This is a genomic window from Ensifer sp. ENS09 (assembly GCF_014852425.1).
In the GTDB taxonomy this organism is placed as follows: Bacteria; Pseudomonadota; Alphaproteobacteria; order Rhizobiales; family Rhizobiaceae; genus Ensifer.
In genome coordinates this window covers 1,393,859-1,413,243 of record NZ_JACVBP010000002.1, presented here as the reverse complement: position 1 = coordinate 1,413,243, position 19,385 = coordinate 1,393,859, and the positions used below count along the sequence as shown (strand labels likewise).

At 62.8% G+C, this 19,385-nt stretch carries 22 protein-coding genes; 14 read left to right on the top strand and 8 right to left on the bottom strand.

Annotated elements, in window-relative coordinates; genetic code table 11:
- The first annotated feature begins 3 nt into the window (after positions 1-3).
- From IB267_RS15055 to deoA, 4 genes are read left to right on the top strand one after another with little or no spacing between them, the layout of a single operon-like run.
- A complete protein-coding gene (locus tag IB267_RS15055) occupies positions 4-975 on the top strand; it encodes an ABC transporter permease (protein ID WP_043622808.1) in 972 nt (323 codons plus the stop codon).
- A 4-nt stretch (positions 976-979) separates the two neighbouring features.
- A complete protein-coding gene (locus IB267_RS15050) occupies positions 980-1,372 on the top strand; it encodes a cytidine deaminase (protein WP_043622805.1) in 393 nt (130 codons plus the stop codon).
- Complete coding sequence (locus IB267_RS15045) at positions 1,369-2,175, top strand: purine-nucleoside phosphorylase (RefSeq protein ID WP_192448267.1); 807 nt, start codon at positions 1,369-1,371, stop codon at positions 2,173-2,175. Before IB267_RS15050 ends, IB267_RS15045 begins: the two co-directional genes overlap by 4 nt.
- The gene (gene deoA, locus IB267_RS15040) at positions 2,172-3,488 is read left to right on the top strand and encodes a thymidine phosphorylase (protein ID WP_192448266.1); all 1,317 of its coding nucleotides are present in this window, start codon (positions 2,172-2,174) and stop codon (positions 3,486-3,488) included. Before IB267_RS15045 ends, deoA begins: the two co-directional genes overlap by 4 nt.
- Here the strand turns inward: deoA and IB267_RS15035 are convergent.
- The 7 genes from IB267_RS15035 to IB267_RS15005 all read right to left on the bottom strand — a co-directional run bounded on the left by IB267_RS15035 (position 3,481) and on the right by IB267_RS15005 (position 8,959).
- Positions 3,481-4,005 carry a TIGR02281 family clan AA aspartic protease gene (locus IB267_RS15035; protein ID WP_192448265.1) on the bottom strand — a complete coding sequence of 175 codons (525 nt, stop codon included), beginning with the start codon at positions 4,003-4,005 and terminating at the stop codon, positions 3,481-3,483. The two genes, deoA and IB267_RS15035, sit on opposite strands and share 8 nt — an antisense overlap.
- A gap of 130 nt (positions 4,006-4,135) precedes the next feature.
- Positions 4,136-4,765: a uracil phosphoribosyltransferase gene (upp, locus tag IB267_RS15030; RefSeq protein ID WP_034805105.1), complete on the bottom strand. Its 630-nt coding sequence runs from the start codon at positions 4,763-4,765 to the stop codon at positions 4,136-4,138.
- A 115-nt stretch (positions 4,766-4,880) separates the two neighbouring features.
- The gene (locus tag IB267_RS15025; protein WP_192448264.1) at positions 4,881-5,849 is read right to left on the bottom strand and encodes an adenosine deaminase; all 969 of its coding nucleotides are present in this window, start codon (positions 5,847-5,849) and stop codon (positions 4,881-4,883) included.
- Entirely contained in the window at positions 5,846-7,066 is a 1,221-nt protein-coding gene (locus IB267_RS15020; RefSeq protein WP_192448263.1) for a phosphopentomutase, read from the bottom strand. The genes IB267_RS15025 and IB267_RS15020 overlap by 4 nt, the downstream gene beginning before the upstream one ends.
- Positions 7,067-7,206: 140 nt before the next feature.
- Entirely contained in the window at positions 7,207-7,794 is a 588-nt protein-coding gene (locus tag IB267_RS15015; protein WP_192448262.1) for a TadE/TadG family type IV pilus assembly protein, read from the bottom strand.
- An 11-nt stretch (positions 7,795-7,805) separates the two neighbouring features.
- The gene (locus IB267_RS15010) at positions 7,806-8,429 is read right to left on the bottom strand and encodes a TadE/TadG family type IV pilus assembly protein (RefSeq protein ID WP_192448261.1); all 624 of its coding nucleotides are present in this window, start codon (positions 8,427-8,429) and stop codon (positions 7,806-7,808) included.
- Between the two features lie 116 nt (positions 8,430-8,545).
- Positions 8,546-8,959, bottom strand: coding sequence for a pilus assembly protein N-terminal domain-containing protein (locus IB267_RS15005; protein ID WP_192448260.1), 414 nt, complete (start codon positions 8,957-8,959; stop codon positions 8,546-8,548).
- Positions 8,960-9,216: 257 nt separating this feature from the next.
- On the opposite strand from IB267_RS15005, the gene IB267_RS15000 reads away from it, so the two are divergent.
- From IB267_RS15000 to IB267_RS14955, 10 genes are all read left to right on the top strand, one after another.
- Positions 9,217-9,402 (top strand): Flp family type IVb pilin, encoded by a 186-nt coding sequence (locus tag IB267_RS15000; protein ID WP_192448259.1) that lies wholly within the window; start codon positions 9,217-9,219, stop codon positions 9,400-9,402.
- A 50-nt stretch (positions 9,403-9,452) separates the two neighbouring features.
- Complete coding sequence (locus tag IB267_RS14995) at positions 9,453-9,617, top strand: Flp family type IVb pilin (protein WP_192448341.1); 165 nt, start codon at positions 9,453-9,455, stop codon at positions 9,615-9,617.
- Positions 9,618-9,732: 115 nt separating this feature from the next.
- Positions 9,733-10,245, top strand: coding sequence for a prepilin peptidase (locus IB267_RS14990; RefSeq protein WP_192448258.1), 513 nt, complete (start codon positions 9,733-9,735; stop codon positions 10,243-10,245).
- A 121-nt stretch (positions 10,246-10,366) separates the two neighbouring features.
- Positions 10,367-11,176 carry a Flp pilus assembly protein CpaB gene (cpaB, locus tag IB267_RS14985; protein WP_043622779.1) on the top strand — a complete coding sequence of 270 codons (810 nt, stop codon included), beginning with the start codon at positions 10,367-10,369 and terminating at the stop codon, positions 11,174-11,176.
- Positions 11,173-12,750, top strand: coding sequence for a type II and III secretion system protein family protein (locus IB267_RS14980; protein WP_192448257.1), 1,578 nt, complete (start codon positions 11,173-11,175; stop codon positions 12,748-12,750). Before cpaB ends, IB267_RS14980 begins: the two co-directional genes overlap by 4 nt.
- An 8-nt stretch (positions 12,751-12,758) precedes the next feature.
- Entirely contained in the window at positions 12,759-13,502 is a 744-nt protein-coding gene (locus IB267_RS14975; protein ID WP_371742536.1) for a CpaD family pilus assembly protein, read from the top strand.
- A gap of 18 nt (positions 13,503-13,520) precedes the next feature.
- Positions 13,521-14,807, top strand: coding sequence for a CpaE family protein (locus IB267_RS14970; protein WP_043622773.1), 1,287 nt, complete (start codon positions 13,521-13,523; stop codon positions 14,805-14,807).
- 18 nt (positions 14,808-14,825) lie between these two features.
- On the top strand, positions 14,826-16,292 hold the full coding sequence (locus tag IB267_RS14965; protein WP_192448255.1) for a CpaF family protein: 1,467 nt from the start codon (positions 14,826-14,828) through the stop codon (positions 16,290-16,292).
- Positions 16,293-16,300: 8 nt separating this feature from the next.
- A complete protein-coding gene (locus tag IB267_RS14960; protein WP_192448254.1) occupies positions 16,301-17,311 on the top strand; it encodes a type II secretion system F family protein in 1,011 nt (336 codons plus the stop codon).
- Between the two features lie 11 nt (positions 17,312-17,322).
- On the top strand, positions 17,323-18,309 hold the full coding sequence (locus tag IB267_RS14955) for a type II secretion system F family protein (RefSeq protein WP_192448253.1): 987 nt from the start codon (positions 17,323-17,325) through the stop codon (positions 18,307-18,309).
- 167 nt (positions 18,310-18,476) lie between these two features.
- Here IB267_RS14955 and IB267_RS14950 read toward each other — a convergent pair whose 3' ends face one another.
- On the bottom strand, positions 18,477-19,301 hold the full coding sequence (locus IB267_RS14950) for a tetratricopeptide repeat protein (protein WP_192448252.1): 825 nt from the start codon (positions 19,299-19,301) through the stop codon (positions 18,477-18,479).
- Between the last annotated feature and the right edge of the window lie 84 nt (positions 19,302-19,385).

The following is a 19,385-nucleotide window of genomic DNA, read 5'->3' as shown; positions in this document are numbered from 1 at the left end:
GCCATGGATTTCTTCCACGTCATCGTGGTGCTCCTCGAGTCCACCATCCGCGTATCCGTCCCGCTGATCTTCGCAGCGCTGGCAGGGCTCTTTACCGAGCGCGCCGGCATCTTCGACATCGGCCTTGAAGGCAAGATGCTTGGGGCCGCCTTTGCCGCCGGCGCTGTTGCTGCCGTCACCCAATCCGTCTGGATGGGACTGCTCGCCGCCATCCTGATCTCGATCGCGCTGTCGCTGGTGCACGGTTATGCCTCGATCACCCAGCGCGGCAACCAGATCGTCTCTGGTGTCGCCATCAACTTCATCGTCGCCGGCTCGACCGTCATTCTCGGTGAAGCCTGGTTCCGCCAGGGTGGCCGCACGCCGGCGCTCGGCGAAGGCGCGCGCTTCCAGACGATCACCTTCCCCTATGCCGACAGCATCCGGGAAATCCCGATCCTCGGCCCGATCTATTCGGACCTGCTTTCCGGGCATTTCATCCTGACCTATGTCGCCTTCGCCATGGTGCCGATCAGCTGGTGGATCCTCTACCGCACCCGTTTCGGCCTGCGCTTGCGCGCGGTCGGTGAGAACCCCGGCGCGGTCGATACCGCCGGCATCTCGGTGATCTGGATGCGCTATCGCGCCGTCATCTGCTGCGGCATTCTCTGCGGTTTTGCCGGCGCCTATCTGTCGCTGGCCATGACCGCAGGCTTCGTCAAGGGCATGACCGCCGGCAAGGGCTATATCGCGCTTGCAGCGCTGATCTTCGCCAAGTGGCGGCCGTTCAACATCATGCTTGCCTGCCTGCTCTTCGGCTTCCTCGATGCGCTCGCCATCCGCCTGCAGGGCAATCCGCTGCCGCTGATCGGCCAGGTGCCGGTACAGCTGATGCAGGCGCTGCCCTACATCCTCACCGTGATCCTGCTTGCCGGCTTCATCGGCAAGGCCATCCCGCCGAAGGCCGGCGGCGTCCCCTATGTGAAGGAGCGCTAGAACCATGGAAAAGGAACTGTTCGAAGCCGCGCGCGACGCAATGGCCAAGGCGCATGCGCCCTACTCGAAATTTCCGGTCGGCGCGGCGATCCGCGCCGAAGACGGCAAGATCTACACCGGCGCCAACATCGAGAACCTGTCGTTCCCCGAGGGATGGTGTGCCGAGACCACCGCGATCAGCCATATGGTCATGGCCGGCCAGCGCAAGATCCTGGAAGTGGCCGTGATCGCCGAGAAGCTAGCGCTCTGCCCGCCTTGCGGCGGCTGCCGTCAGCGGCTGGCGGAATTTTCCGGCGCCAGCACGCGTATCTTCCTCTGTGACGAGACCGGGGTGAAGAAGACCTTGGCGCTCTCCGATCTTCTTCCGCACAGCTTCGAGACCGAGATCCTGGGATGACCGCGGCCGCTGAACTGTTGAAGGCCCGGCTCGGCGACCTTTCTCCGCGCTATGGCATCGTGCTCGGCTCCGGCCTCGGTTCGCTGGTCGAGGCCTTGGACGAGACGTTGCGCCTCTCCTACGCCGAAATCCCCGGTTTCCCGGTCAGCAGCGTCTCCGGTCATGCCGGCGAGCTCGTGGCCGGAACGCTCTCGGGCGTGCCCGTTGTCATGCTCTCCGGCCGGGTTCACTACTACGAACAGGGCGACGCCAATGCGATGCGCGGTCCGCTGGAAACCCTGAAGGCGCTCGGCATCGAATGCCTGGTGCTGACCAATTCCGCCGGATCGCTGCGCCAGGATCTGCCGCCGGGATCGGTGATGCGGATATCCGATCACATCAACTATTCGGGCTTCAACCCGTTGATCGGCGTCGAAAGCGACGATCGCTTCGTCGGCATGACCAATGCCTATGATGCCGAGCTTGCGGGGCGAATGCAGGACAGCGCCGAACGTCTCGGCATTCCGCTTCTCGCCGGCGTCTATATGTGGTTTTCCGGCCCGAGCTTCGAAACGCCGGCCGAGATCCGTATGGCGCGCATCCTCGGCGCGGATGCCGTCGGCATGTCCACGGTTCCGGAAGTCATCCTCGCACGCTTCTTCGGCCTCCGCGTCGTTGCCGCCTCTGTGATCACCAATTTCGGTGCAGGCATGACCGGTGGCGAGATCAGCCATCACGAGACCAAGGACATGGCGCCGGTCGGCGGCAAGCGGCTGGCCGCAATCCTCGCGGACATGATCGCGGCCGACGCGGTGCGCGGGTGACGATGCTTCCGCAGGAAACCATCAGGCGCAAGCGCAACGGCGAGCACCTCGCCCCGGCCGAGATCGCGGATTTCATTCGCGGCCTGTCGGATGGTTCGATCTCCGAAGGGCAGGTCGCCGCCTTCGCCATGGCGATCTGGTTCTCCGGCATGAGCCGCGAGGAGACCGTCGCGCTGACATTGGCGATGCGCGATAGCGGCGAAACACTCGACTGGAGTGGCATTTCACGCCCGATTGCCGACAAGCATTCGACCGGCGGTGTCGGCGACAACGTCTCGCTGATGCTGGCGCCGATCGTTGCTGCCTGTGGGCTTGCCGTGCCGATGATATCAGGGCGTGGCCTCGGGCACACCGGCGGCACGCTCGACAAGCTCGAATCCATACCCGGCTATGATATCCAGCCGTCGGCGGATGTTTTCCGCCGCACGGTCGACGAGATCGGTTGCGCCATCATCGGCCAGACCGCCAATCTCGCGCCTGCCGACAAGCGCCTTTATGCGATCCGCGACGTCACCGCGACCGTCGATTCGGTACCTCTGATCACGGCCTCGATCCTGTCAAAGAAGCTCGCGGCCGGCCTTCAGTCGCTGGTGCTCGACGTCAAGCTCGGCAACGGCTCCTTCATGAGCGATACGCGCGAGGCCGAGATCCTGGCACGCTCGCTGGTCGATGTCGCAAACGGCGCCGGCGTGCGCACCTGCGCACTTCTAACCGACATGAACGAACCGCTGGCAGACGCGGCCGGCAATGCGCTGGAGATCGACAACTGCCTGTCTTTCCTGCGGGGCGAGAAGAAGGGAACACGGCTTGAAACGGTCGTGCTCGCCTTTGCCGCCGAAATGCTGCTGGCGGGCGGTGTTGCCGGCGATGCCGAACAGGGCGAAGCCTTGGCGCGCAAGGTGCTTGGCAGCGGAGAAGCGCTGGAACGCTTCGGGAAGATGGTCCATGCGCTGGGTGGACCGGCGGATTTCATCGAGCGCTCGGTCGCCTATCTCGGCCGTGCGCCGGTCATCCTGCCGGTCGAGACCGAGCAATCCGGCTATCTGGCTGCCTGCGAGACGCGGGAACTGGGCATGGCCGTGATCGCCCTCGGCGGCGGCCGTTCGCATCCGGACGACAGGATCGATCATCGCGTCGGTTTCGACGCCCTGAAGCCGCTTGGAACGCGGGTCGAGAAGGGCGATCTGATCGCCTTCGTTCACGCGGCAGACCAGGGGGCTGCGGAAGCGGCCCGGCGACGCCTGTTGGAACTCTACACGATCGACGACGTCGAGCCGGAGACGAGGTCTCCGATCCTTGCCAAGATCACCTGACGAGATGCAGGGCGCCGTCCTCCACGCGGAAGGACGACAATCGGTTGAGGAACGTCATGCCGATCAGCGTGCCGGAAAGCGCCTTGTCCGGCAGCACAAGCGCCTGCACGTCGCGCACCACGATACCGCCAATCTCGATCCGGCTTAGCATGGTCGGAGCCGCTTCGATGACCCCGTTGGCGGTGCTGACGCGGGAGGCAAACGAGAGCGAGCTCGGTGAGATGCCGAGCCGGCGCGCGGTTGAAATGTTGATGGCAATGGCGCTGGCGCCCGTGTCGACCAGCCCGCGTTCGGTGCGGCCGTTGATGCCAAACGTGCCGAAGAAGTGTCCCCTTCCGTCCGCGTCGAGCACGACGCTGCGTCCAGACGCGTATTTCGCTGTCATTGCCGGCGCGGCAGGCGTCGTTTCGACGGCCGAGTTGCTGTCGGCCTGTGTCAGGACGCTCGTCGCGAAGTGAGGCACCAGCATCGCCGCAAGCGCGGCCACACCGGCCAATGTAAGCAGACGGACGAGCATGGACATCACCTCTCGATCGAACAGAAATGCTCGTTCAAGTAGAACGGATGACGCATAAGAGGGCATAAAAAAACCGCCGGGATCCGGCGGTTTTTTGATCGATTTCAGATCCTGGTTAAGGAGCGGCAAATCACTTGGTGCCGTACATGCGGTCGCCGGCGTCACCCAGACCGGGCATGATGTAGCCGAGTTCGTTCAGGTGGCTGTCGATCGAGGCCGTGAAGATCGGCACGTCCGGGTGCGCGCTCTGGAAGTTGCGGATGCCTTCGGGCGCGGCGAGCAGGCAGAGGAAGCGCATGTTCTTGGCGCCACGTTCCTTCAGCTTGTCGATCGCGGCGATCGACGAGTTGCCGGTGGCAAGCATCGGATCGACGACGATGATCAGGCGCTCTGACAGGCTCTCGGGTGCCTTGAAGTAGTATTCCACCGCTTCGAGCGTCTCATGGTCGCGATAGACGCCGATATGGGAGACGCGGGCGGAAGGCACCAGTTCCAGCATGCCTTCGAGCAGCCCGTTGCCGGCCCGCAGGATCGAGGCGAAGACAAGCTTCTTGCCTTCGAGGACCGGCGAGTCGATTTCTTGCAGCGGCGTTTCGATGCGCTCCATCGTCAGTTCGAGATCGCGCGTCACCTCGTAGCAGAGCAGCGTCGAAATTTCCCGAAGAAGCCGGCGGAAACCCGCAGTCGAGGTCTCCTTCTTGCGCATGATGGTCAGCTTGTGTTGCACAAGCGGATGATCGATCACTGTAACGCCGTTCATGGCTCACCTTTCCGGATTTTTGTATCCGTCCTTTTTCCATGGAATGCGTCGTCGCCGCAAGGGTATTGGCCGGCGGGAGACCGTCATCCCCAGCCGGCAAATCGTGACCTGTGCCCTAGATCCGCGCCAACAGCAGCTTACGCGTCGGCTCGTCGACGAAGGCGGCTTCGATCGCGGTCCTGGTCATGCCTTTGATCTCAGCGTCGCTGAAGCCCATCACCGCGGAGGCGATGTCGTATTCCTGGGCGAGCGACGTGTGGAAGAACGGCGGATCGTCGGAGTTGAGCGTCACGCGCACGCCGGCCTCGTGCAGTGCCCGCAGCGGATGCGACGCGAAATCCGGGAAGACCTGAAGCGAGATGTTGGAGCCGGGGCAAACCTCGAGCACCACGCCGGCGTCCGCCAGGCGCCGCACCAGATCCGCGTCTTCGATCGCCCGCACGCCGTGGCTGATGCGCGACGGGCGCACATGGTCGAGCGCGTCGCGCACGCTGAAAGCGCCGGAGAGTTCGCCGGCATGGATCGTCAGCCCGAGGCCGGCATCACGCACGATATCGAAGGCGCGCGCGAAGTCGGCGACCTTGTGCATGCGTTCCTCACCGGCGAGGTTGAAGCCGGTGACGAGCTTGTGCTCGCGCTTGGCGGCGAACTCGGCTGTCTTGATCACCGATTCCGGGCCGAGATGGCGGATGCCGGTGATCAGCATGCGCGATTCGATGCCGGTCTTCTGCCGGGCCGCTTCCATGCCGGCCGCAAGGCCTTCGAGATAGGCATGGGCACCCAGGCCGATCGTCTTGCCGTGATCAGGCGAAACGATGATCTCGCTATAGATCGTGCCCGCTTCGGCGAGTTCCGTCAGGTAGGCTTCCGCGAGCAGCGCGTAGTCTTCCTCGGTCTTGAACAGCGAGGCGATGGCATCGTAGCACTTCACGAAGCTGGTGAAGTCTTCCCAGAGATAGGTCTTGTCGCGGATGATTGCACTGGTGTCTACGCCGTATTTCTCGGCCTGGGCCAGAGCCAGTTCGGGCGGCGTCGCGCCCTCGATGTGGCAATGCAGCTCCGCCTTCTTCAGATGTGCGGTCAAATGAGGCTTCTCCCATGGTGGCCCGGCGCGATGCCGAGATGCTTGGCGACGGTTTCGCCGATATGCGTGAAGGTGTTGGCAATGCCGAGCGAGCGACTGCGCAGTGACGGCCCGAACATCAGCACCGGCACGCGCTCGCGCGTATGGTCGGTGCCGCGCCAGGTCGGATCGCAGCCATGGTCGGCCGTCAGGATGACGATGTCGCCCGGCTGCAGGCGCCGGTCGAGATCGGGCAGGCGTGCGTCGAAGGCCTCGAGCGCCGCCGCATAGCCGGCAACGTCGCGGCGATGGCCGTAGAGCATGTCGAAATCGACGAAATTGGTGAAGACCAGGCTGCCGTCCTCGGCCTCGTCGATGGCCGCGAGGCTGGCATCGAAGAGCGCCATGTTGCCGTCGGCCTTGGTCAGCTTCGTCACCCCCTGGTGGGCGAAGATGTCGCCGATCTTGCCGATCGCGTGAACCGTGCGCTCGGCCTCCACAAGCCGGTCGAGGATCGTCGGCTCGGGCGGCAGCACCGAGAAGTCGCGGCGGTTGCCGGTGCGCACAAAGGTCTGCGGGCTCGTGCCGACGAAGGGGCGGGCGATGACGCGGCCGATATTGTAGTCGTCGAGCAGGCGGCGAACGATCAGGCAAAGCTCGAGCAGCCGGTCAAGGCCGAAGCTTTGCTCGTGCGCCGCGATCTGGAAGACCGAGTCCGACGAAGTGTAGCAGATCGGCTTGCCGCTGCGCATATGCTCCTCGCCGTGGCGGGCGATGATATCGGTGCCGGAGGCGTGGCAGTTGCCGAGAATGCCGGGAATGTTGGCCTCGCGGCAGATCGCTTCGACGAGCTCCGGCGGAAAGGCGTCGCCTTCGGCGGAGAAGTAGCCCCAGTCGAACATGACCGGTGTTCCGGCGATTTCCCAATGACCGGAGGGCGTGTCCTTGCCGCGCGATACCTCGCTTGCCGCGCCATAGGCGCCATAGACGCGATTGGGCACAGGCATGCCCTGGGGAACGGTGCCGGTCGCAAGTTTTGCCGCGTGGATCAGACCAAGCGCGGACATGTTCGGCAGACTGAGCGGGCCTTCACGCAAGCCTGGCCGGTCGGCAGCGCCGATAGCGCAGAACTCGGCGATATGGCCAAGCGTATTGGCACCGAGATCGCCGAAGGCTTCGGCGTCAGGCGCCCCACCTATGCCAAAGGAATCGAGAACGAATAGAAAGGCACGCGCCATGATGCACCTGACAGCGGGCGCGCAGCGATTGCGGCCCGAAACCTACGGAAAAGCGCAGGCGCGCCTCTTGGGCACCTGCGCAATCTCGAAGGGATAGCGCCGCTTGTTGTTCAATGCAATTGCGTCGGACACCCGTCCGATCAGCAATCCGAGCATTTTATCGGCTGGGAGAGGCGTGCGTGGAAGTAGGCCGTCTTGGAGAGATCGATGGTCTTTGCCGTCGCTTGAAGGCTTGGCGCGTAGAGCAGGAGTTCATGCGGTACGGTCAGTTCCGTGCGAATGACGAAGGAGTTGGTCGCCGCGAACTGGGCGGGCAGCGAAACCTTCGTATTGACGGCATAGGGCGTGGCGCCTGCCTGATCGCGCGACCACAGGATCGTGCCCTCATTGGTGTTCGTGACCGCGATGCCGCTGATCTTCAGCGTGTAGTTGGTGTTCCCGTAGGGCGCCAGGATGCTCTTTGCGATGTTCGACACATTGGTGAGGAAGGCCTTGTTGACCTCCGTCTGCTGCGCGACGACGTCGGCCGTAGCGCTTGCGGCGCGCGCGGTCTTGCCGGCAACGGTAAAGCCGACCGAAAGTTCGAAGGCGCCGAGATAAGCCACCACCAAAAGCGGGGCGACCATCGCGAATTCGACCGCACCGACGCCGCTCTTGTCGCGCCGCAGCGCGCCAAGAGTTTTTGTGATCGGCTTGAGGCGCAGAATCTCTAACGCGGAATACGACATCGCAGGGCGCCTCACTCGCTCTCGTTTCGGAAGGTGGCGGTCGCCACCATGAGATAGTCCTTCGGCATGCTTGAACCGGCTGGCCGCAGGTTGGTGATGAACGGCCTGACGAGGTCCGTGAAGACGCTCCAGCGATAATAGGCGCGAAGCACGTTGAACGAGCCGGGACCGCCAGGGGCAAACTTGAAGCCGGTCGTGTCGATGTCGGTGGAATCGGTCTTGCGCGGGATCAGCACGGGAAACTTGCTGAGATCGGCGACCGCTCTGACGTCCAGATAGAATTGCGAGGGTTGGCCGGCTTCGGTCGCCGAGCATTTCATCAGCACCGAGATCTCTTCACAGAACGCCTGGCGGAACTGCGCCTCGCTCATGTCGGTCTGTTTTCCCTGCTGGAAGGTGATCTGACCGGTGCGGACCTTGCGCGCCATCGTCTCCGTCGCATTCGCAAGGAGCTGGTCGCCGTAGAAGGCGGCGAAGGTTTCGAGCGACGCGAAGATCACCACGAAGAAGGGGAGCGCGAGAATGGCGAACTCGATGCTCGTCGTGCCTTTGCGGTTGCGAAGGAAGCGGCTGAAGATGCCTTTTCGCCTTTTTTCGGCCCCGCTCGGCCGCCCTGTGCCCTGCTCGATGTTCATTGCGCCGTCCCATCATGTTACGCCAGACGGGCGGCAGATTATGGAGCAACCATTGATATTTCGTTCTCAGGGGTGACGTGTATTTTAACGAATCACCGGCCTGGAACCCATAAAAATCAATTGGTGCTACCTGCGGTTTTACGTTCGGCGTGACGCTCGCAATTTGGTGTGCAGGAGAGCACGGTGCGGGACGTCTGTTTGTAGACGCGCACGGTGTTGCCTTCGTCGATCGACACCAGGATGCGCTCGTCGACGATCGCGTTTCCGTCCTGATCGAGGATGACCAGGTTGGTCGTCCCGAAGTTGCGGCCGGTGATCACGATCGTACGGGCGTCGGCAACCGTTGCGTCCGCAACCTCGGCATTGCCGATAATGACCTTGCTGACCGGGCGATCGAGCTTCAGTACGCGCGCGTGATCCATATACACGCGCATCATGTCGCTCTCGGCCGCGGCGGCACACGATGGAGCAAGGGCAGCGATCGCGAATGCGAATATGGCGGCTCGGCCGGTCGCGAATGGCGTGGTCATGGCGGGTCCCTAGGTGGTGTTCACGCCATACTCCCTTGTCTTGGTGAATGAACCGTTAAGTCGGCCCCGTCGAGGCTTTGCGGAGGCCTCGTCGTTTTCTGTTCGTTTACCCAAAAATCAGGGACGCTTCGTTAACCTTCAGGTAACCGCCTTCTTTAAGTCGATGGCAATGCACCAGGACTAGTTTGGAGTTCATCCGATCAACGGCAACAGTTGGCGGAAGTGCTGAACAACAAACGTGAAGTAGGAGAATCATCATGAAGAAGATTTTTGCCCGTCTGATGAAGGACGAGTCCGGCGCGACCGCCATCGAATACGGCCTGATCGCAGCCCTCATCTCGGTTGCCCTGATCGCTGGTGCCAGCACCCTCGGCGACTCGCTGAACAGCACGTTCGAGGGCCTCGGTGGCAAGCTGACCGACACCACCGCGGGCAAGCTTTAATCAGCTAAACGCAAGCGAGGAAAAATTCGCGTGACGAAGCTTTTCCTCGCCTGATACGGGATGAAGCCGGCGCGACTGCCATTGAGTATGGCCTGATCGCGGCGCTCATTTCCGTCGCCCTGATTGCTGGTGCAACCACGCTCGGGAACTCGCTCGATTCCACGTTCAATGGGATCGGTGGCAAGATCACGACGACCACGGCCGGCAAGCTCTGACGAAACAGGTTTCGCAAGAACCTGCAATAGAGCCGCCCCCAAAAGGCGGCTCTATTGTTATCTGGAAGCCAGCAGGCATCGCAGATTGTTTGCTCTCATTTCGGAGGCAGGAAGCATGATTGAAGCCGCCATTTTTGTGGTTTTTCCCTTTTGTCTGGGATTCGCGGCGTTTTCTGACCTGCTGACGATGACGATCCCGAACCGTGTTTCGGTGATCCTGCTTGGCGCCTTTTTCCTGGTGGCGCCGATGTCTGGCTTGGGGCTTACGGAAATCGGCCTGCATCTGCTCGCAGCCGCCGCAGTCCTTGCCGCATGTTTTGCCCTGTTTGCGACGAACGTGATGGGGGGCGGAGACGCGAAGCTGCTGACGGCCAGCGCCATCTGGTTCGGCCTGACGCCGTCGTTGACGGCCTTCCTGCTCTATGTCTCGATCTTCGGTGGGCTGTTGACGCTCGCGGTGCTTTTGTTGCGCCGGCAGGAGCATACGATCCTTGCGAGCGGCATTCCTTTCCCGCAGCTGCTACTCACCGCCAAGAAAGTTCCCTACGGGATCGCGATCGCGCTTGGGGGCTTTGCCGCCTATCCCTCGTCGCCGCTGATGGAGGCGGCCTTCGCGCGGCTGTCCTGAAAGGTCACGCGCCCGGCTGGTCAACTTTTGTTAACTGCGCTCATAAGTAATCCGTTAACCATAATTACACCAATTCCTGATCAATCTGACCCTGGCATTTTTTCGGGGCTCGGAAACAATCATGAAACCGGTTCGCATCATCATACTGGCAGTGGCCGTTCTCTCGGCTGCGATGGCCGGTCTTTTGGCGATGAGGCTGACAGGCGCGCCTGCGCCGCAGATGGCTGAACCGGTCGTCGAGCGTGCCCCCACCGTCAACGTGCTTGTCGCCAGCAAGAGCCTGCCCGTCGGATCGCGACTGGGCGGTGACAGCATCCAATGGATGGCCTGGCCGAAGGACGGCGTGGTCGATGGCATCATCACGGAAGAAAACCAGCCGACTGCGATCGACGATCTGACCGGCGCGGTCGTCCGCCTGCCGATCTTCAACGGCGAACCCGTTCGTCACGAAAAGGTGGCCGATTCGTCCAGCCGCATCATGTCGTCGCTGCTCCCAGCGGGTAAGCGCGCCGTCGCGACCGAAATCACGGTCGCCACCGGTGCCGGCGGCTTCATCCTGCCGAACGACCGCGTCGACGTGATCATGGTGCGCAAAGGTGACGGCGAGCTCTACCTGACCGAAACCGTGCTCAGCAATGTGCGTGTGCTCGCGATCGACCAGCAGGTCGAGGAAAAGGATGACGGCACCAAGGCGGTGGTCGGAACCACGGCCACGCTGGAACTTACGCCTGACCAGTCGAAGGTGATGACGGTCGCACAGCAGATGGCGGAACGCATTTCGCTGGCGCTTCGAAGCGTCGCCGACGCACAGGAGCCTGACACGGATGCAGCAGACTATCTGCTGAGCGGCGACGGCCAACCGAACATTCAGGTCATCAAGTCCGGCTCCATCGTCAAGGGCGATGGCACGGTCGGCCAGACGCAGCAATGACAGACACGGGCAGGAACCAGGTGAGCACGGGGCAAAAGGTGAAGCGGAGCGAAAACAAATTTCGGGCGTCTGTCGCAGCCGGCCTATCATTCTGCCTGGCGGTTACCGGCATGTATCTGCCGGCGCCGACGGAAGCCTTTGCCGGCGCGTCCTCGGTCGTCCGCATCGTCGAAAGCGGCCCGGGCGTGAAGAAGAAGGTCAGCCTCGGTTTGAACAAGGCCGTAGTCGTCGACTTGCCAGCGGACGCGCATGATATCCTCGTCGCCGACCCGTCGCTCGCCGACGCCGTGACCCGTACGTCGCGGCGCATCTACCTGTTCGGCAAGTCCGTCGGCCAGACCAACATCTTCGTCTTCGGTCCCAACGGTGAGGAGATCGTCTCCCTCGACATCGAGGTCGAGCGCGATGTGTCCAACCTTCAGTCCAACCTGCGCCGCTTCATTCCGGACGCCGATATCAATGTCGAGATCGTCTCGGACAACATCGTGCTGACCGGTACCGTGCGCACGCCGCTCGATTCCACCCGCGCCGTCGACCTTGCCAAGGCCTTCCTCCAGGGCGGTGAAGCGACCACGCGCAACATCACGGCCCAGGGCAACAATGGCGACGCTGATATCTTCGCCGAAGACCGGCAGGTATCGCAGATCGTCAACCTTCTAACGATCGACGGCGACGACCAGGTCAATCTCAAGGTCACCGTGGCTGAGGTCAGCCGCCAGGTGCTGAAACAGCTCGGCTTCAACGGCCGTGTTGGCGACGGCGAAAGCGGTATCGCCTTCCGCAACCCGGCCAACCTCGGCGATGCGGTCGGCGTCGGCGTGAACGCGATCATCAACAAGACAGTCGGCGGCACGACGATTTCCAGCTACATCAACGCGATGGAGCAGGCTGGCGTCATGCGGACGCTGGCTGAGCCAAGCCTGACGGCGATTTCAGGACAGGAAGCGAAGTTCTACGTCGGCGGCGAATTCCGTCTGCCGGGAACGCAGGAAGTCACAACTGATGACAAGACCGGCGAGCAAAAGGTTACACGTGAAGTCAACGATGTCGAATATGGCATCCGCCTGAACTTCAAGCCGGTCGTGCTTGGGCCTGGCCGCATCAGCCTGAAGATCGAGACGAACGTTTCCGAGCCCACCTACGAGGGATCTGTCGTTACCGGCAACGGCAAGAACACGATCCCGGGCAACACCTTCCTTGGTATTCGCAAGCGCGAAGCTTCGACGAGCGTCGAGCTCCCGTCCGGCGGCTCGATCGTGATCGCCGGCCTGGTTCAGGACAACATTCGCCAGGCGATGTCCGGCCTGCCGGGCGCTTCAAAGATCCCGGTCCTCGGCACGCTGTTCCGCAGCAAGGACTTCGTGCGCAACGAGACCGAACTGGTCATCATCGCCACGCCCTATCTGGTCCGTCCGGTTGCCAGAAGCGCGATCTCCCGGCCTGACGACAACTTCAATCCGGTAAACGACCTCGACAGCTACTTCCTCGGTCGCGTGAACCGCATCTACGGCCGTCCGGAGGCAGTCGCTCCGGCAGGCCGCTACCACGGCAACGTTGGCTTCATCTACAAATAGGCTGGGTCATGACGCTTCGAACCGTTTGTCACGCGAATTCCGAAAGGCCGAACGCCATGTCCTCAGGTCCGTCAGGAACATTCATCCGTCGCACGAGCCGGGCAGCCGTCCTGGTGCTGGCCGGTTCCCTGCTTGCCGGTTGCGGCACGCGGGACAATCTGGCGACCGGCTCCATACCCGACGACTACCGCACCCGGCATCCGATCGTGCTTGCCGAAGGGGAGCGGGTCATCGACATCCCGATTGCCTCGGGCGATCGCCGTCTTACCCAGGGCACGCGCGATGTCATCGCCGGCTTTGCAGCCGACTATCGCAATTCCGCAAGCGGGGTCGTGCAGATCATGATGCCGCGGGGGGCTGCCAACAGCCACGCAGCCCAGGCGATGCGCCGGGAGATCCGCGGCGTGCTGGCGAGCGCCGGTGTGCCGCCCAAAAGGTTGCTGGAGACGAGCTATGACGCCGGACCCTACGGCGATGCCGCGCCCATTCGTCTGAGCTATGTGGCGATCACGGCGCAGACGGGACCTTGCGGCACCTGGCCGGAGGACCTGAACCTCAACACCATGGAAAACAAAAACTACTACAACTTCGGTTGCGCCACGCAATCAAACCTGGCGGCTCAGATCGCCAATCCGACGGACCTCCTCGGGCCGCGTCAAACGTCGCCGATCGACGCGGTGCAGCGCGGCAAGGTGATCTCGGACTGGCGTGGAACCGAGAAGAAGGACGGCACGGTCATCACCTTCAACTGATATCGGCTGGATGAAAAGATGAGTACCATCGATTACAGGATCGAAACTGGCGCCGAGGGGGACGACCCGTCCTTCGACGCGCGCACGAGCGATCTGGAGCAGGTTCGGCCGTTGCCGCGGATTTCGATCCACGCGTTTTGCGAAAGCAACGCGATGTTGCGGCTGATGGAGCGCTGCGGGCAGGATCGACGCATGGCGAAGGTGAGCCTGCGCATCAACAGCGGCAGCATCGACGCCGCCGCGAACATGTTTGCGACCGTACCGACGCCCAACCTGATCATTCTCGAGACGGCGACGGAGCCGCGGTCGCTGCTGACGGAACTGGCGCCGCTGGCTGAGGTTTGCGACCCCAGCACCAAGGTGATCCTCGTTGGCAAGCACAACGATATCGGGCTCTACCGCGAACTCATCCGCAACGGCATTTCCGAATACATGGTCGCGCCGGTATCGATGCCGGATATTCTCACGGCCGTGTCGGCGATCTTCGTCGACCCGGATGCCGAACCCTTGGGGCGAAGCATCGCCTTTATCGGTGCGAAGGGCGGCTGCGGATCGTCCGTGATTGCGCACAATTGCGCCTGGGGCATCTCCAGCCTGTTTTCGACCGAGACCATTCTCGCCGATCTCGACTTGCCCTACGGCACGGCCAACATCGATTTCGACCAGGATCCGCCGCAGGGCATTGCCGAAGCGGTTTTTGCGCCGGAGCGCCTGGACGAGGTGTTCCTCGATCGCCTGCTGACCAAATGCTCCGAGCACCTGTCGCTGCTTGCCGCACCGTCGATGCTCGACCGCGCCTATGATTTCGAGACCGGAGCTTTCCACCCGATCCTCGAGATCCTTCAGCGTAGCGCTCCTGTTTCCGTTCTCGACATCCCGCATCTGTGGACGGACTGGACGCGCTCCGTGCTCGGCGAAGCCGACGAGGTGGTGATCACGGCGATCCCCGACCTTGCCAGCCTGCGCAACACCAAGAACCTGCTCGATGCCATGAAGAGGCTACGCCCGAACGACAAGCCGCCCCATCTGGTGCTGAACCAGGTCGGCATGCCGAAGCGGCCGGAGATTGCCGCCAACGAGTTCTGCGATTCGCTGGAAATCGAAGCGGCAGCCATCATTCCCTTCGACGCGGCCTTGTTCGGAAACGCTTCGAACAGCGGGCGGATGATTGCCGAAATCGACAAGAAAGCGCCGGCCGCCGAAACCTTCTCGCAGCTCGCACATCTCCTGACCGGCCGCGTGACGATGAAGAAGGCGCGGCGCGGCGGCCTTGGCAAGATGCTCGCAGCGCTCGGCAGAAAATAGGAACGTAGGATTACCCAGATGTTTGGCAAGCGCGGAAACGAAGGCTTCGGTAAAGGCGGCGGCACCCCGGTTTCCGCCCCGCCGCCGATCGTGGCTGCGGTGCAAGCGCCGGTGGTCGAGCGCGCCGTTCCGGTTCTCGCCGATACACCCTCCGCTGGCGCGAGATTGCCGACGCCCGCCCCGCCGGCAAGGCGGCGGCAGGCGCGAACGGAAGACTATTACGACACCAAATCGCAGGTCTTTTCCGCGCTGATCGACACGATCGACCTGTCGCAGCTCGCCAAGCTCGATACGGAGAGCGCGCGCGAGGAAATCCGCGATATCGTCAACGACATCATCACGATCAAGAATTTCGCGATGTCGATCTCCGAGCAGGAGGAACTGCTCGACGATATCTGCAACGACGTTCTGGGCTACGGTCCGCTCGAGCCGCTGCTTGCCCGCGACGACATCGCCGACATCATGGTCAACGGTGCCGGCCAGACCTTCATCGAAGTTTCCGGCAAGGTGCAGGAATCGGAAATCCGGTTTCGCGACAACGCGCAGCTTCTCTCGATCTGCCAGCGCATCGTCGGCCAGGTCGGCCGTCGCGTCGATGAATCGAGCCCGATCTGCGACGCGCGCCTGCCGGATGGGTCCCGCGTCAACGTCATCGCCCCGCCGCTCGCCATCGACGGCACGGCGCTGACCATCCGCAAGTTCAAGAAGGACAAGCTGACGCTCGAACAGTTGGTCCGCTTCGGTTCGATCACGCAAGAGGGCTCTGTTCTCCTGCAGATCATCGGCCGCGTCCGCTGCAACATCGTCATTTCGGGCGGCACGGGTTCGGGCAAGACGACGCTGCTCAATTGCCTGACGCGCTACATCGACACGGATGAGCGGGTGATCACCTGCGAAGACACGGCCGAATTGCAATTGCAGCAGCCGCATGTCGTGCGCCTCGAAACCCGCCCGCCGAATATCGAAGGCGAAGGCGAGATCACCATGCGCGATCTCATCAAGAACTGCCTGCGCATGCGCCCCGAACGCATCATCGTCGGCGAAGTGCGCGGCCCGGAAGTCTTCGACCTGCTGCAGGCGATGAACACCGGCCATGACGGTTCGATGGGGACGATCCACGCCAACACGCCGCGCGAATGCCTGAGTCGCATGGAGTCGATGATCGCTTTGGGCGGCTATACGCTGCCGGCAAAGACCGTGCGCGAGATCATCGCCGGATCGGTGGACGTGATCATCCAGGCGTCCCGCCTTCGCGACGGGTCCCGCCGCATCACCCACATCACCGAGGTGGTGGGCATGGAAGGCGACGTGATCATCACCCAGGACCTGATGCGCTACGAGATTGACGGTGAAGATGCCGGCGGACGGATTATCGGCCGCCACATGTCGACCGGCATCGGCCGGCCGCATTTCTGGGATCGTGCCCGTTACTTCAACGAGGACAAGCGCCTGGCAGCGACCCTCGACGCGATGGACAAGGGCTAGGAGCTGGGATGTTCGGGATAGACATCACCGTTCTGGCACTCGCGGCCCTCGTCGCCATATCGGCGGCGGCGCTTGCCTACGGCCTGCTGTTCTCGCGCATCGAAAGCGAAAGGAAGGCGGAAGGCCGCGTGCGCAAGATCAGCGCAGCGGAAACCGACCGCGCCAAGATGAAGGCTGCGCGCGACCGCGTGAGCGAATTGTCGAAACGGCGAAAATCCGTCCAGGATTCGCTGAAGGAGCTGGAAAAGAAACAGCAGGAGCGCTCGGCCAAGACTGCCCCCTCGATGAAGGTGCGTCTGACACAGGCGGACCTGTCGATCTCTATCGGGCGCTTCTATCTGTTCAGTGCACTGTTCGGCTTCTTTGCTTTTCTTGTCGTGTTGATGGCGGGGGCCGGGCTTGCCATTGCCGCCGGCTTTGGCCTGGTGGCCGGTCTCGGCCTGCCGCGCTGGTTCATCGGCTACCTGATCAAGCGGCGCTGCAAGAAGTTTCTCGAGGAGTTCCCGAACGCGCTCGAGGTCATGGTCCGCTCGATCAAGTCGGGCCTTCCCTTGAACGACGCGTTGCGTCTCATCGCCGCCGACGGTCAGGAGCCGGTCAAGACCGAGTTTCGCCGCGTGGTCGAATCCCAGCAGGTGGGCCTGAGCGTGACCGAGGCCTGCGCCCGCATGGTCAACAGCATTCCTCTGCCGGAGGTGAATTTCTTCGCCATCGTGATCGCCATCCAGGCGCAGGCGGGCGGTAACCTATCGGAAGCCCTCGGCAACCTGTCCAAGGTCCTGCGTGAGCGCAAGAAAATGCGGGCAAAGGTCAGCGCCATGTCGATGGAAGCCAAGGCCTCGGCCTGCATCATCGGCGCCCTGCCGTTCATCGTCGCGCTCTTGGTCTACCTGACATCGCCCGCCTACATGATGGTGCTTTTCACCGACCCGCGCGGTCATCTGATCATCGGTGCCGGCCTGTTCTGGATGAGCATCGGCATCTGGGTGATGCGCAACATGATCAACTTCGACATCTGAGGGGCGCGTCGATGAGCACGAACCTGATCAAGACCCTGACCGATCCGAACGTCGTCATCGCCGTCCTGGTTTCGCTCGCCGTGCTCGCGACCTTCTATTCGCTGATCGTGCCGCTGTTCGATCGCGGTGACCTCGGCAAGCGGATGAAGTCCGTTGCCACTGAGCGCGAGCAGATCCGGGCGCGCGAACGCGCGCGGCTTGCCGCCGAGGTACAGAACGGCAGGGCAAGCCTGCGCGGGCAGAACAACGCCTCCATCCGGCAGATCGTCGAACGCCTCAATCTGCGCTCCGCGCTTGTCGACGACAACACCGTCAACCGGCTGAAAATGGCCGGCTTCCGCTCGCAGAACGCGCTCAACACCTTCCTGTTCGCGCGCTTCTGCCTGCCCTTCCTGTTCCTGCTCATCGCGCTCGTCTACATCTTCGTCCTCGGCAACTTTGTCGACAAACCGTTCATGGTGCGGCTGTTCTTCGCGATCGGCTTCGCCTATCTGGGCTTCTACGCGCCGAACATCATCGTGACCAATGCGATCTCCAAGCGCCAGGCGTCTATACGCCGGGCCTGGCCGGACGCGCTGGACCTTCTGCTGATCTGCGTCGAATCGGGCGTGTCGATGGAACTGGGCATGCGCCGCGTCGCCGACGAAGTGGCGTCGCAGTCGCAGCAGCTTGCGGAAGAGCTGGTGCTGACGACGGCGGAACTGTCGTTCCTGCCCGAGCGCCGGGTTGCGCTTGAAAATCTCGGTCAGCGCACCGGCCTCGATGAGGTCAAATCCGTGGTCCAGGCGCTGATCCAGGCGGACCGCTACGGCACGCCGATCGCCCAGGCCCTGCGCGTGCTTGCACAGGAAAGCCGCGACCAGCGCATGACCGCAGCCGAGAAGAAGGCGGCCGCCCTGCCGCCGAAGCTGACCGTGCCGATGATCCTGTTCTTCCTGCCGGTACTGGTCGCGGTCATTCTTGGACCGGCGGGCATCCAGGTCGCCGACAAGTTCTAGGCAGCGGCGCGCCGCCGGCAGCGCTCAATCATCGTCAGAGGATTGCCTGTGCGCAGCCGTAGACAGGCATGCCGCGCGAATGTGTGCGGCGCGCCTCGCGGACTGTTTAGGCAGTAGATCGGAAGCCTGGAGGCGCCAAGGGCGTCTCCGAAGAATGCGGTTCGCCTTTAGTTGGCGACCTTCTTGTCGTCGGCTTTGGCGAGCTCTTTCCATGCGCCCTGCTGCGACAGCATCGAGCGCAGATAGGCGACGTTCGCTTCGGCCTGCTCGCTGGAAAGCTCCTGGCGGGCGATCGTCTCGGCTTCCTGGAAGCGGCCCTGAAGGCCGACGGCGAGCGCAAGGTTCTGCCGCACGCTGCTATCGGCGCCGGGCTGGCTTGCCGCAGACTTGAGATAGGTTTCCGCGGTGCGAAGGTCCTTGGTCAAAAGGTATGACATGCCGAGATTGGAGAGCACCGACGGCTCGTTCGGCTTGAGCTCGAGGGCCTCGCGGTAGCGCAGCCGTGCTTCCTGGGCGCGGCCCAGCTGGTCGAGGATCGCGCCCTCGGCCGATTTCAGCTTCCAGTCCGGACGGTCGGGCGTCTGCGCCCGGCCGATCGTCGCAAGTGCCTGCTCGAGCTGGCCGGCGGCGGCCTGGGCCTTGCCGTAGGCGCCGAGCACTTCGCGGTCGGACGGATGGTTGATCGCGACCTGTTGCATCACCGCAAGCGCCTGCTCGTTACGTCCGGTCATGCGCAGCAGATTGGCGTAGTTGAGGCCCGCTTCGCGGTCTTTGGGGTTCTTCTCGTAGGCCTGGCCGATGCTTTCGGCAGCGGCCGAAAGCTCGGTCGCGGTCATGGACTGCACCGGTTTCGACGTTCTGGAGATCGACCCCGTCGTCAGTTCCTTCTTCGGCTGGTTGGCGCAGCCGGCAAGGGCAAGCGCCACCAGCGCGATTGCCGCGCCCTGCAAGAAACGGGCGTGTTTCGAGGATGAGGTCGTATATTTGGCCATGTGTGTCCCCAGCATGCATTCGCGCACCTGAACTTCAGACAACACCGGCGCAACTTTCACTCCAGCAATAATCTGTTAACCCTA